This is a genomic window from Streptomyces sp. NPDC043896 (assembly GCF_056435605.1).
This window is the reverse complement of sequence record NZ_JBWKEE010000005.1, coordinates 200,230-212,437: the sequence shown is the minus strand read 5'-3', so window position 1 is coordinate 212,437 and position 12,208 is coordinate 200,230. Positions and strand designations below refer to the sequence as shown.

12 protein-coding genes are annotated in these 12,208 nt (G+C 70.1%); 6 read left to right on the top strand and 6 right to left on the bottom strand.

The window, feature by feature from the left end; all coding sequences use genetic code 11:
• Window positions 1-424 precede the first annotated feature (424 nt).
• Window positions 425-1,888, top strand: a complete 1,464-nt coding sequence (gene dnaB / locus AC069X_RS09300; protein WP_478727014.1) for a replicative DNA helicase — start codon at window positions 425-427, stop codon at window positions 1,886-1,888.
• Window positions 1,889-2,116: 228 nt separating this feature from the next.
• Here dnaB and AC069X_RS09295 read toward each other — a convergent pair whose 3' ends face one another.
• Window positions 2,117-3,367, bottom strand: coding sequence for a hypothetical protein (locus AC069X_RS09295; RefSeq protein ID WP_478726712.1), 1,251 nt, complete (start codon window positions 3,365-3,367; stop codon window positions 2,117-2,119).
• A gap of 350 nt (window positions 3,368-3,717) precedes the next feature.
• Between AC069X_RS09295 and AC069X_RS09290 the strand changes: the two genes are divergently transcribed.
• From AC069X_RS09290 to AC069X_RS09280, 3 genes are all read left to right on the top strand, one after another.
• Window positions 3,718-4,020 (top strand): hypothetical protein, encoded by a 303-nt coding sequence (locus AC069X_RS09290; RefSeq protein WP_478727012.1) that lies wholly within the window; start codon window positions 3,718-3,720, stop codon window positions 4,018-4,020.
• A 39-nt stretch (window positions 4,021-4,059) separates the two neighbouring features.
• Complete coding sequence (locus tag AC069X_RS09285; RefSeq protein ID WP_478726710.1) at window positions 4,060-4,455, top strand: hypothetical protein; 396 nt, start codon at window positions 4,060-4,062, stop codon at window positions 4,453-4,455.
• Window positions 4,456-4,594: 139 nt separating this feature from the next.
• Entirely contained in the window at window positions 4,595-5,980 is a 1,386-nt protein-coding gene (locus tag AC069X_RS09280) for a serine hydrolase domain-containing protein (protein ID WP_478726708.1), read from the top strand.
• A gap of 27 nt (window positions 5,981-6,007) precedes the next feature.
• Here AC069X_RS09280 and AC069X_RS09275 read toward each other — a convergent pair whose 3' ends face one another.
• The 3 genes from AC069X_RS09275 to AC069X_RS09265 are packed head-to-tail and all read right to left on the bottom strand — an operon-like array spanning window position 6,008 to window position 8,609.
• A complete protein-coding gene (locus AC069X_RS09275) occupies window positions 6,008-7,183 on the bottom strand; it encodes a winged helix DNA-binding domain-containing protein (protein ID WP_478726706.1) in 1,176 nt (391 codons plus the stop codon).
• 53 nt (window positions 7,184-7,236) lie between these two features.
• Complete coding sequence (locus AC069X_RS09270) at window positions 7,237-7,698, bottom strand: N-acetyltransferase family protein (protein ID WP_478726704.1); 462 nt, start codon at window positions 7,696-7,698, stop codon at window positions 7,237-7,239.
• Window positions 7,699-7,715: 17 nt separating this feature from the next.
• Window positions 7,716-8,609 (bottom strand): GNAT family N-acetyltransferase, encoded by an 894-nt coding sequence (locus AC069X_RS09265; RefSeq protein WP_478726702.1) that lies wholly within the window; start codon window positions 8,607-8,609, stop codon window positions 7,716-7,718.
• 137 nt (window positions 8,610-8,746) lie between these two features.
• Between AC069X_RS09265 and AC069X_RS09260 the strand changes: the two genes are divergently transcribed.
• Both AC069X_RS09260 and AC069X_RS09255 read left to right on the top strand, forming a co-directional pair.
• Entirely contained in the window at window positions 8,747-9,397 is a 651-nt protein-coding gene (locus tag AC069X_RS09260; protein ID WP_478726700.1) for an HAD family hydrolase, read from the top strand.
• A 225-nt stretch (window positions 9,398-9,622) separates the two neighbouring features.
• Entirely contained in the window at window positions 9,623-10,723 is a 1,101-nt protein-coding gene (locus tag AC069X_RS09255) for a globin domain-containing protein (RefSeq protein WP_478726698.1), read from the top strand.
• Between the two features lie 35 nt (window positions 10,724-10,758).
• Here the strand turns inward: AC069X_RS09255 and AC069X_RS09250 are convergent, their stop codons facing one another.
• Both AC069X_RS09250 and AC069X_RS09245 read right to left on the bottom strand, forming a co-directional pair.
• Window positions 10,759-11,238: an NUDIX domain-containing protein gene (locus AC069X_RS09250; protein WP_478726696.1), complete on the bottom strand. Its 480-nt coding sequence runs from the start codon at window positions 11,236-11,238 to the stop codon at window positions 10,759-10,761.
• A 61-nt stretch (window positions 11,239-11,299) separates the two neighbouring features.
• Window positions 11,300-12,196: a LysR family transcriptional regulator gene (locus tag AC069X_RS09245; RefSeq protein ID WP_478726694.1), complete on the bottom strand. Its 897-nt coding sequence runs from the start codon at window positions 12,194-12,196 to the stop codon at window positions 11,300-11,302.
• Window positions 12,197-12,208 lie beyond the last annotated feature (12 nt).

Below are 12,208 nucleotides of genomic sequence, written 5' to 3'. Positions count from 1 at the left end.
GGATACAAGGGCCTTTGGATCCTTACCAAGCCGCTGACTTGGGCGTTCTTTCCGGCCCGTTGGAGGCGATCTTGAGACAGTGGCCAAGAATTTTCTCCCCCATCGTCGATGGAAGAGGAAACCGCAGGTCAGACGTAGTGCCGGGGTGGGGTTGGTGATTTTGTCCACAGCGTCGTCCCCCGGTCTGTGCACAGCTTCGGGCGACTTACCCACAGCATTGGCTCCGTCGTCCACATCTCATCCACACAGCCTGTGGATAACAAGATTGGCTGACGTCGCTCGCGGCCCTACCGTTGGGCGTTGCCCGACGCGCCCAGAGCCGTTTCGGGTGTCCCAAATGTCAGAGCCGTGTCGTAGAAAGAGTGACACGGCGAGGTCCGCGTTGCGGACGGGAGGAGGCGGCCCGGTGAGCATGCCCGAGCCCATGGACGACCCCTGGGCCGACAGTGGTCCCAGTGACCGTCTGCCCGCCCGTCCGCGCAGGGGCGGCGAAGGCCGCGGCCGTGGTGGTGACGAGCAGGACCGGGGCCGCGAAGGCGGGTCCTGGGACGGTGGGGGCGGCGGCTTCGAGCGCGTCCCGCCGCAGGACCTGGATGCCGAGCAGTCGGTGCTCGGCGGCATGCTGCTGTCCAAGGACGCGATCGCCGACGTGGTCGAGGTCCTCAAGGGCCACGACTTCTACCGCCCCTCGCACGAGACGATCTACCAGGCCATCCTCGACCTCTACGCGAAGGGCGAGCCCGCCGACCCGATCACGGTCGGCGCCGAGCTGACCCGCCGCGGTGAGATCGCCAAGGTCGGCGGTGCCTCGTACCTGCACACCCTGGTGCAGTCGGTCCCCACCGCGGCGAACGCCGAGTACTACGCGGAGATCGTCCACGAGCGTGCCGTCCTGCGCCGGCTCGTCGCGGCCGGTACGAAGATCACGCAGATGGGCTACGCGGCGGACGGCGACGTCGACGAGATCGTCAACAGCGCCCAGGCCGAGATCTACGCCGTCACCGAGCAGCGGACCTCCGAGGACTACCTCCCCCTGGGCGACATCATGGAGGGCGCGCTCGACGAGATCGAGGCGATCGGCTCCCGCTCCGGCCAGATGTCCGGCGTTCCGACCGGCTTCACCGACCTCGACTCCCTGACCAACGGCCTGCACCCCGGCCAGATGATCGTCATCGCCGCCCGTCCCGCCATGGGCAAGTCGACGCTCGCACTGGACTTCGCCCGCGCCTGCTCCATCAAGAGCAACCTGCCGAGCGTCATCTTCTCCCTCGAAATGGGCCGCAACGAGATCGCGATGCGCCTGCTCTCGGCCGAGGCCCGGGTCGCGCTGCACCACATGCGCTCCGGAACCATGACCGACGACGACTGGACCCGGCTCGCCCGCCGCATGCCCGACGTCTCGGCCGCCCCGCTGTACATCGACGACTCCCCCAACCTGTCGATGATGGAGATCCGGGCCAAGTGCCGCCGGCTCAAGCAGCGCAACGACCTCTCGCTCGTCGTCATCGACTACCTGCAGCTGATGCAGTCGGGTGGCTCGCGCCGTCCCGAGAGCCGCCAGCAGGAGGTCTCGGACATGTCCCGAAACCTCAAGCTGCTGGCCAAGGAGCTCGAGGTGCCGGTGATCGCCCTCTCGCAGCTGAACCGTGGTCCGGAGCAGCGCACCGACAAGAAGCCGATGGTCTCCGACCTGCGTGAATCGGGCTCCATCGAGCAGGACGCCGACATGGTGATCCTGCTGCACCGCGAGGACGCGTACGAGAAGGAGTCGCCCCGCGCGGGCGAGGCGGACCTGATCGTGGCCAAGCACCGAAACGGCCCGACGGCCACCATCACCGTGGCCTTCCAGGGCCACTATTCGCGGTTCGTGGACATGGCCAACACGTAGCATCCGATTTGTAGGTTCTCAAATCCCGTGTCATTTTGCTCAGTCGCAATGTCATCTGATTGGCCGAACTGGCATGGGATTGAGAATCGCTGGCCACAGATCCGTCAGAAGCACCCGCACATCTCCAGTCAGTGGAGCCGCGACTGGCTCCCCAAGCAGGTGAGGCCGCCGAGTAGGCGGGACAGAGTGCGGTCAGTGGATTGCTGCTTTCTATGCTGGTGCACACATTCACTCGTTGGGGGAGTCCGTTGCCAGCGGGATACCGCACCGCCAGCAGTCGTTCGCGTGGTCGTTCTGGCAGACGTAGCCGATGGCACCATCCACGCACCATTCGGCGGCCTCCTCGGAAAGCAGGTCGGGCCCGGCAAGGAGCAGCCGACGAAATTCCGTGGTGTCCGCAATGTCGGCCGGCCTGTTGGTGAACCACTCGTTGAACCAAGGCTTGTCCCGGTATATGCGCCAGTGCGCATTCTCCCGGTCGTAGACAGCCGTAAGGAACCGATCGACGATGCGCCCCCAACTCGGTGCCCCGAACCAGCCGTTGTCGGACGCACAGAAGGATTCGATCAAGGTTCGCAGGCCGAACTCCTTCTCGTGAAGGCAGTGCCTTCGCCCCCATGAGATCGCGACCTGCGCCATCTCGGCGAGTTCTTCTCGCGGATCAACCTCGTGCGCCGGGTCGTCAGGGTTGTGGCAGGCCAGCCCGAGCTCAAGTACGGACTGCCCTGTCGGTAGAACCCGGGACGGGCTGACGATCGCGAGACCGAGACCGATCCAGTCGACATGGTCGAACGACAGCATCGAACGCACGAGTCGGGTGGTTGCCGTGTTGATCCGCATCATTGTGCCGTCGTGGAGCGGACTCTTCCCGGCATGCCAATTCTCGACGGCTGTGTTGCGCCACACGGCGAGCGTGATGCGGGTGGCAGCGAGCCACAGCAGGGCGTCGTCGTCGAGGTGCCCGAACCGCTTGGCACACTCCTGGGCGCCGTAGGTGATCAACTCTTCCGGTTTCGGCCACCTGTGGCTGTCGGGCCCTCCAGGCCCGTCAGGCGCGTACTCGTAGTCGTCGGCGTACTCGTCGAGGATCGCACTCAACTCGGTTGCGCTGTAAGCCTCGCTGTACTCGGAGCTGTCCGGCTCCTCGACGGTGTACATGTCGTGGTCCCAGGAGACGTACACGTCGCCCCAGAGCACGACGGCGTCGCACTCGCTGGCGTTGTCCGTCACAACCGGCCTGATGGTGATCGGGGCAGTACGCCCGTCGGTTCGCTCGCCGTCCTTCTCGGCGGCCCATGCGGTGATGATCTCGAGCGGCTTCGGAAGGAGAGGGCCGACCTCGGCGATGCTGAAGGGTTCGTCGTCGTCATCGGTGTCGAACCGGCTGTTGACGAAAGCGACCGCCTCGGAGGGCGTGCTGACGATGGACTGGGTACCGCTCTCGTTGTCAACCACTCGCCACAACGGGCTGTTCTTCACGGTGCTCTCCGATCGCGGTGAGTGCACCCGGGGTGGGTGCGATGCGCCGGGTCGCTCGGCACTGACACCAACTTATGGGCTGATCAAGCTATCCGTAGTCCCGAAGGTGCTTGTCGGCGATGACGTTCGGTACGTTCGCGTGCAACCTGCCTCTCGCGACCGCACGGAGCCCATTCGTCCGGCCCACGTTGCTGCCAGCATTCGAGAGGCACGGGATCAAGGCTGGGATCCAACCCGGGTCGGTTCTCCTTTCCAGCTTGAGCGATCCGCAGGATTCATCGCCCAGTCATGAGGCAGAGCGGAGTAGGGCGGCGCATCCGGCCCGGCATCATGGCCTGGTGACCACATGGATGCGCTGCTACTGGGACGAGGAAGACACCTGGTTCTACTTCGAGGTAGACGCCGACGGCTGGGTGATCCGGCAAGTCGAACTCGAAGGGCCTGAGCTGATCCCGATTGCAGCTGCCTCCCTCGCCGAGTGGCAGGGGGCACGCGATGCAGGCCGCCTCGATGAGTACGACAGCAGGTTCGGGATCACAGCCGAGCTGCCCGTCCTGGAGTGGGAAGGCCACGAGCCCGAACAGCTCACCTTCGAGGAGTTCGAGGAAGTCTGGGTTCCTGCCCGTTGCCAGATTGCATCCCGGGCCGGCTGACCGCTCGGCCCCGCGGAGGCTTCTTGGCATCATCGCGGCATGACCCCGACCCTTCCCCGCACCGTCCGAGCCGTCGACACCGCTCAGCTCCTGGACCTGGCCCAGGAGGCCGCCATGCATGGCTTCAGCCAGCGCCTCCCGGTCGACTGGCTACGAGAGCACCTCGCCGCGGAGGCGACGCACTACCTGTTCCCAACACTCGTGCAGCGGCTCACGCACCGTCCCGAGGTGCCGTTGCAGTGGAGGTGCCAGCAGCTGCTGACCGCCAGTACCGGCGAACAGATCTGGGGTCTCCTCGACGTCCTTCCCGACACCTTCGACAAGATCCCGGAGACCTTGGACACGGAGTTCAAGAAGGACATCGTCAACCGCATCGAGCAAGCAGTGAAGGTGCGGGAGTGGATGGAACGGACGGCTGCCGATGCAAGTTCATGAGGTCCGGCGCAGCCGGCTGGACAGTCTGAGGAAATGACACCGATCTGAGACAGCCGCCTGCCGACACGTCGTGAGACTGGAGGGGAACCTCCAGGTCATAGCGTCGGCGCATGACACCGAAAGTGAGAACCTACAGATCATGGACGCGCTCTCTGAAGACCTGGAACTGCTCCCCGCGACCCGGCGTGCCCTGCGGCACCGGATCGCCGTCGCGCAGCGGGAGGGCCGGTCCCCCTCGCTGGTGGCGGCGGTCGTGCGTGGGGGCGAGGTGGTCTGGGAGGGCTCCCGGACCTCCGTGGAGGGCCACGGGCCGGACGGGAACGTGCAGTACCGGATCGGATCGATCACCAAGACCTTCACCGCCGTCCTCGTCATGCGGCTGCGGGACGAGGGTCTGCTGGACCTGTCGGACCCGCTGGGCAAGCACCTGCCCGGGAGCGGTGCGGACGAGGTGACGATCGCCCAGCTGCTGGCCCACACCTCGGGTCTCGCCGCCGAGACGCCCGGTGAGTGGTGGGAGCGTTCGTCGGCGGCACTGCGGCCCGAGCTCGCCGACGTCCTCGGCGAGGAGCCGTTCAAGCACGTGCCGGGTGCCCGGCACCACTACTCCAACCCCGGTTACACCCTGCTGGGTTCGCTCGTCGAGGCGCTCCGCGGCAAGCCCTGGGAAGAGGTGCTGCGCGCCGAGGTGCTGGAGCCGCTGGGGCTGAGCCGTACGAGCGGTCTGCCGCAGGCTCCGCACGCGGGCGGCTGGGCGGTGCACCCCTGGGCGGACGTGATGATGCCCGAGCCGTCCGAGGACCTGGGGCTGATGGCCGCCGCCGGCCAGCTGTGGTCCACCACCGGGGACCTGGCGAAGTTCGCCCGGCTGCTGATGCGGGGTGACGAGCGCGTGCTGAGCGCCGAGAGCGCCCGGGAGATGCGCACGTCGGCCGCGCCCCCGGAGCCCGGCATCGCCGACCTGGGGTACGGGTTCGGGATCCAGCTGGCGGACCAGGGCGGGCGCCGGCTCGCCGGGCACAGCGGTTCACTGCCCGGCTTCGTGGCGGGGCTCTGGTTCAGCGAGGCCGACGACGTCGCCGCGGTCGTCCTGGCGAACTGCACCTCGGGCCTGCCCGCATCGACGGTGGCCTGCGACCTCGTCGCGATCGTCGCGGAGGCGGAGCCGCGCATCCCCGAGCCGTGGCGTCCGTTCAAGGAGGACGACCAGGTGCCGCTGGAGCTGTGCGGCCCTTGGTACTGGGGTACTTCGGCCCAGGTGCTGCGGCTGAACCACGACGGGTCCCTGGAGCTCGGCCCGGTCGGTGCCACTGGCCGGTCGGCCCGGTTCCGAGCCGAACCGGACGGTACCTGGACCGGTCTGACGGGCTATTACGCGGGTGAGACGCTGCGGGCGGTACGGCGCGAGGACGGCTCGGTGAGCCACCTCGACCTCGGCTCGTTCGTCTTCACGCGCGAGCCGTACGACCCTGGCGCGCCCGTGCCCGGCGGGGTGGACCCGCAGGGCTGGCGCGGCATCGGCTGACGCCCCCGTCGGGGGCATCGGGCGGTCTCAGGCGGTGAGTTCGCGCTCCAGCGGGGTGCGGAACCGCGGCGTGACGCGGGCGTCACCCACCCAGTCGGCGAGCCGGGCCGCCTCGGCGGCGACCGCCTCCTCCGCGGCCCGGCCGGGGCTGCCCAGCAGCCGCCAGACGATCTCCCCGTCGGGGCGCTGGGCCCAGCCGCCGACGATCTCGCCGTTCCACCAGACGGTCGGACCGATGTTGCCCGCGTAGTCGAACAGGGCGGGGCGGTGGGCGGGGTCGAGGTGGAAACTCCGGTCGGCCCAGCCCATGGCGCTGGGGTCGAGGCCGGGCAGGAGCGCGGCCCAGGGTTCCGGGGCCGGCTCCGGCCCGGTGTCACCGGGACAGACGAAGGCCGTTCCGCCGTCCTCGAGGCGCACCTGATCGGGGCCCACGGCGGCGAGGGCCTTGCGCACGTCGGTGAGGGTCCAGCCGGTCCACCACTTCAGGTCGGCTTCGGTGGCCGGGCCGTAGGCGTGGAGCCAGCGCCGGGCGAGCTCGGCCCGTGCCTCGGCGGCGGGCACGGCGGGCCAGGGCTGCGTGTGCACCCAGCGGAACTGGCTGGAGGTCCACGATCCGCGCGGCCGGTCCCGCCGGATGCGGCCGTCGGCGGCCAGCAGGCGGATGACGCGGGTGGCGACCCCGGTCTCCGTCTCGTACTTCTTGCCCCGGCTGATGGTGATCTTCTGCCGCAGGGCCGGAACCGCCGCCGAGAGCTGGCTGCCGGTCGACGCGCCGCGGGCGTCGAGGGCGTCGAGCGAGGCGGCCTCGGCCTGCGCCAGCCACTCGGCGTCGAGGCCCTGACCGTCCTCCTCAAGGTGCTTGAGGAGGGTCCGGCGCTCCTTGGACGCGATGCCCCGGGCGGTGGACGAGTCCACGTACGGGGCGAGTCCGGTGGAGACGGCGAAGAGGGTGTTGCGCATGCTGAGCATGCGGACGACGCTGACGTCCTCGTACAGGGCCCGCTCGACCGCGGAGGGCCCGCCCTCGGTCAGCCGGGCGCGGACGGAGAGGAAAACCGTGGCGGCGTCGGTGGCGTGCAGGGCCACGACGGCGTCCGCCGCCTGGCCCGTGGTGGTGGCGCGGACAGAGGGCGCCAGCCGGTGCCTGCGGCCCAGCCGGTGACGGCGCTCGGCGGTGGTGACGAGGGGAAGCCCGGTGCTCATCCTCCCGATCGTAGGCCGGGCCGCCGACAACGGCCCGGCCTGCGCCGGACCGCTCAGAGCTGGAGCTTGAACCCCACGTGGGACGCGGTGAAGCCGAGCCGCTCGTAGAACCGGTGGGCGTCGGTGCGGGTGGCGTCCGAGGTGAGCTGCACGAGCTGGCAGCCCTCCTGCCGGGACCGCTCGACGGCCCACTCGATGAAGCGCGTCCCCAGTCCGCTCCCCCGCTCGTCGGCGTGGACCCGGACGCCTTCGATGACGGACCGGGTGGCACCCCTGCGGGACAGCCCGGGAATGATCGTGAGCTGGAGGGTGCCCACCACGCGCTCGCCGCGGACGGCGACGACGACGTGCTGGTGGGGATCTTCGGTCAGCCGCTTCAGCGCCGCGGTGTACGGGGCCAGGTCGTCCGGGGACTCCCGGGTGGCGCCGAGCGGGTCGTCCGCGAGCATGGCGACGATCTCGGGCAGATCCGCCTCGGTGGCCGGCCGGATGGTCAGCTCGGGGTTCTCGGTCATGGTGCGGTGTCCTCGTTTCAGCCGGCGGCGACGGTGAGGGGTGCCCAGCGGCGAGACCAGTCACCAGGGAGGCCCGGGATGTCCCGGGTCATGACGGCGTTGAACGCCACGGATGCCAGACCACGTTCCTTGAGCCACGCGAGGAGTGCCTCGTGGCGGACGTCGACATCGGTACGCAGGTCCCGTTCGGTGCTCGCGGCCAGCGCCGACACCAGGGCCTTGGCGGCGGCGGTGTCGCGGGCGATCAGCGGCCCGACGACATGGGTGTCCATGTTGGGCCAGATCGCGGCGTAGCCGATGAGGCCGCCGGAGTCGTCCTCCGCGACGAGCAGCCGGTCCGTGAAGGCCGGGAGCCGCGTGATGAGGTGGGTCCGGTCGGTCCCGAACACCTCCGTGTCCAGCAGCACGATCCGCTGGAGGTCCTCGGCGGTGGCAGGGCGGACCCGGAGACCGGCGGAGGAAGCGGCGGGGCCGTCCGGCTCGGGTCGGAAGGCGCCCCGGAGCATCTCGGCGCGCCCCGTGGTGTCGAAGCCGAGCTCCTCGTAGAGCGGGCGGCCGTAGGGAGTGGCGTGCAGGGTGAGCGGGACGCCGGCGAGGACGTCGTCGCACACGTACCTCATGAGGCGGCGGCCCAGGCCCTTGCGGGCGTAGCGATCGGCGACGAGGACCATCCCGATGGCGGCGAGGTCGGACTTCGCGCCGGTGCCCCCGTAGTGGGTGACGACACAGGCGGCGGCCAGTCCCCGGCCGTCGGGCGCGTCGATGCCGTAGCCGTGGCCGGCCGTCAGGAGCAGCCCCCACTTGTGGTCCTCGCGCGGCCAGCCGCGGTCCTCGGACAGGTCGGCACAGTGACGGAGGTCATCCGTGGTGAGTGCGCGGATCGGGAGGTCGGTGAGCAGTGGTGGTGTCACCGGCCCAGAGTGGATCATCGGCTCGTGGGGAGTCCAGGGAATTCGGGGATCCGGCCGACACGATGTTTCACGTGAAACATCCGCATGTTTCACGTGAAACACCCGCTTCCCCGGTGGAGCGGATAGCCTCGGCGGCTATGACTTCCCTGCACCTGTTCGACCTCGACGGAACCCTGATGTACGGCTCGGCAGCGCCCGTGGAGATCTCCCGGCAGCTCGGCATGGAAGCCGAGATCGCGGAGCTGGAGAGGGCTTTCAGCGCACGGGAGATCGACCCGCACGACTTCTCGGTCGCGGCCCGGGAGCTGTGGGCGGACCTGACGGCAGCGCAGGTCCGCACGGCCTTCGACGGGGCGCCCTGGCTGGCTGGGATCCGGGACGTCTGGGCGGAGATCCGGGAGCGCGGTGACTACTGCGCGGTGATCTCGCTGTCCCCGTCCTTCTTCGTGGAACTGCTGCTGGAGTGGGGTGCGCACGCGGCGCACGGCTCGGTCTTCCCGGAGGTGCCCTTCACCCGGCCCGTGGACGTGACGGGGATCCTCACGCCCGAGCGCAAGGTGGAGGTCGCGGACCGGCTCTGCGCGCGGTTCGGAGTGGGCCGGACCGACTGCGTCGCGTACGGGGACTCCATGACCGACGCGGTGCTCTTCGAGGCGGTGCCGCGCTCGGTAGCGGTGAACGCGCGCCCCCACCTGGCGGCGCGGGCCACGCACGTCTACGAGGGCCGCGACCTCCGTGAGGCATACCAGCTCGTGGGCGGGGCACGCCCGGGAGTCGCGGCATCTTAAGGGGAAAAGGGGGTTCGAAGGCCCGTTTCTTCCATTCCTCCGCAGGGCTCTCGGCCGGCTGGCACGCTGTGAAACCCGGAACCACGGATTCGAGGCCGTGGCGTGTGAGACCCGACCGAGATGCTCGAAGCGAGGCACCGCATGGACGCTCCGCCCACCAGATCGGCCAGACCGACGGGCCGGATACCCTCCGGGGGCGGTGCGACCGAGCCCTCCCCCGACGCCGTGCTCATCCGCCGGACCCTCGCGGAGATCGCACCCGTCGCCGACAAAGTGACCTCGTACTTCTACGCCCTGGTCTTCACGGGCCACCCCGAGGTCCGGGAGATGTTCCCCGCCGCCATGGACGTCCAGCGGGACCGGCTGCTGAAGGCCCTGCTGACCGCCGCCGAGCACATCGACGACCCGGCCGTGCTGACCCCGTACCTGCGCCGGCTCGGCGCCGGGCACCGCAAGTACGGCACCGTGTCCGGGCACTACCCGGTCGTGGGAGAGGCGCTGATCGGCGCGCTGGCCCGGTACGCGGAGCTCACCTGGGGTCCGGAGACCGAGGCGGCCTGGGTGCGCGCCTACACCGCCATCTCCCAGACGATGATCGACGCGGCGGCGGAGGACGAGGCCAGGGCGCCGGCCTGGTGGCAGGCCGAGGTGGTCTCGCACGATCTGCGTACCTCGGACATCGCCGTTCTGACGGTCCGCCCCGACCAGCCGTACCCGTTCCTCGCCGGCCAGTACACGAGCCTGGAGACCCCGTGGTGGCCGAGGGTCTGGCGGCACTACTCCTTCGCCTCGGCGCCGCGCGCGGACGGGCTGCTCTCCTTCCACGTCAAGGCCGTCCCGGCGGGCTGGGTCTCCAACGCCCTGGTGCGCCGCGCCCGGCCGGGCGACGTACTGCGGCTGGGCCCGCCGGCCGGTTCGATGGTGGTGGACCACAGCACGGACAACGGGATGCTGTGCCTGGGGGGCGGCACCGGCATCGCCCCCATCAAGGCGCTGATCGAGGACGTCGCCGAGCACGGGGAACGGCGTCCCATGGAGGTCTTCTTCGGGGCGCGCAGCGACCACGACCTCTACGACAAGGACACCCTGCTGGGGTTGCAGCGCTCCCACCCGTGGCTGTCGGTGCGCCCGGTGATCGGCGAGGGCCTGGCGGGCCAGCTCCCGCAGGCGGTGGGGGAACACGGGCCCTGGAGTTCGTACGACGCCTTCATCTCGGGGCCGCCGGCGATGATCCGCAGCGGTGTGGACGCGCTCAAGCGGATCGGGATCCCCGGGGAGCGCATCCGCTACGACGCCCTGGAGGAGCTGGCGGGCGTGGCCGGCTGACACCGGCTCGGGTCCGCCCGCCCTCCCCGGCGCCGTCAGCCCAGGTCGGGCGCGTGCATGGCGCGGACTCCCTCGATGTTGCCGTCGAGGTAGTGGCGCAGCGAGAGCGGCACAAGGTGGACGGCGGCGATGCCAACCCGGGTGAAGGGGACGCGGACGATCTCGTACTCGCCCTGGGGTTCGTCGACTTCGGGCCCATGCCGCAGGGCGGGGTCCATTGACGCGAGTCGGCAGACGAAGAAGTGCTGCACCTTCACCCCGGTCACTCCCCCGGAGGCGATGTGCTCGACGGTGTCGACGAAGCAGGGCACCACGTCGGTGACCTTGGCGCCGAGTTCCTCGTCGAGCTCTCTGTGGAGGGCTTCGACGACGGTGCTGTCGGAGGCTTCCACGCCACCGCCGGGCGTGAGCCAGTACGGATCGACGCCGGGCTTCGTGCGCTTGATGAGGATCAGGTCGTCACCGTCGAGCAGGATCGCTCGGGCGGTGCGTTTGACCACGGGACGTTCGGTCATGGGAGAAGAGTGGCCCATGCCCGCGGATCTGAAACGCGCCATCGTCCAAAACCCAAGGGGTTCACCAGTGCACGGCGGCGCGCAGCAGGCGGTCGTGGGCCCGGCCGAGGTGGGCGAGCGCCAGGCTGCCGGTCCGGACCACGAGGAACCAGGTGCGCAGCGGGGGCACGGCGGGCTCCATCAAGGAGACGATCTCACCTCGGTCCAGGGCGTCCTGGCACAGGTAGCGGGGCAGGACGGTGAGCCCGGCGCCGGCCCGGACGCACTCCAGGACGGCCCGCAGGTCGGGGGCCACGACGGTGGCGGCGGAGTCGGGCGCGGAGTCGAAGACGGCGGCCCAGTAGCGGGTGACGAGGGGGAGGCTCTCGTGGACCTCGACGACCGGGATCCCGTCGAGCGCGGCGGGGCCGGGGGCGCCCGCTCCGGCGGGGCCGGCCAGGGCGGCCCAGTAGGGCGCGGCGACCAGCACCTGCTCTTCGTCGCACAGGACGCTCGTGGTGAAGGGGCCGCCGCGCGGGCGGGCGGTGGTGACGACCAGGTCGTGCTGCCCGGCGGCGAGACCGGCGAGGTTCTCCCCGGCGTCCGGTGCCAGGGCGGTGCGCAGTGTCTGTCCCTGGCCGACCAGGGGCGCGAGGGCGGGCAGGACGCGATGGCAGAGGAACTCCGGTGGCCCGGCGAGGTGCAGGGTCCGCAGGGTTCCGGCTGCCTCCCGCTCGGTCTCGGCGATGCGGAGCAGTGCGTCGAGGTGCGGGGCGGCCTTGTGGGCCAGCTCGTCGCCGACAGCGGTGGGGGTGACGCCCCGGGCGCGCCGGTGGAACAGGGGGCGGCCGAGCTGGCGTTCCAGGGTGCGGATCTGCGAGGTGACGGCGGGCTGTGACAGCCCGAGCAGGGTGGCGGCCCGGGTGAACGAGCCGGCCCGGTGCACGGCGACGAAGGTGCGCAGCAGGGCCAGGTCCATGGCGGCCCCTCT

What these genes read in the sequence shown, in the direction of transcription:
- dnaB (WP_478727014.1), top strand. Translation starts at nt 425, where the DNA reads ATGGACGACCCCTGGGCCGACAGTGGTCCCAGTGACCGTCTGCCCGCC.
- AC069X_RS09290 (WP_478727012.1), top strand. Translation starts at nt 3,718, where the DNA reads ATGCGCTGCTACTGGGACGAGGAAGACACCTGGTTCTACTTCGAGGTA.
- AC069X_RS09285 (WP_478726710.1), top strand. Translation starts at nt 4,060, where the DNA reads ATGACCCCGACCCTTCCCCGCACCGTCCGAGCCGTCGACACCGCTCAG.
- AC069X_RS09280 (WP_478726708.1), top strand. Translation starts at nt 4,595, where the DNA reads ATGGACGCGCTCTCTGAAGACCTGGAACTGCTCCCCGCGACCCGGCGT.
- AC069X_RS09275 (WP_478726706.1), bottom strand. Translation starts at nt 7,183, where the DNA reads ATGAGCACCGGGCTTCCCCTCGTCACCACCGCCGAGCGCCGTCACCGG.
- AC069X_RS09270 (WP_478726704.1), bottom strand. Translation starts at nt 7,698, where the DNA reads ATGACCGAGAACCCCGAGCTGACCATCCGGCCGGCCACCGAGGCGGAT.
- AC069X_RS09260 (WP_478726700.1), top strand. Translation starts at nt 8,747, where the DNA reads ATGACTTCCCTGCACCTGTTCGACCTCGACGGAACCCTGATGTACGGC.
- AC069X_RS09250 (WP_478726696.1), bottom strand. Translation starts at nt 11,238, where the DNA reads ATGACCGAACGTCCCGTGGTCAAACGCACCGCCCGAGCGATCCTGCTC.
- AC069X_RS09245 (WP_478726694.1), bottom strand. Translation starts at nt 12,196, where the DNA reads ATGGACCTGGCCCTGCTGCGCACCTTCGTCGCCGTGCACCGGGCCGGC.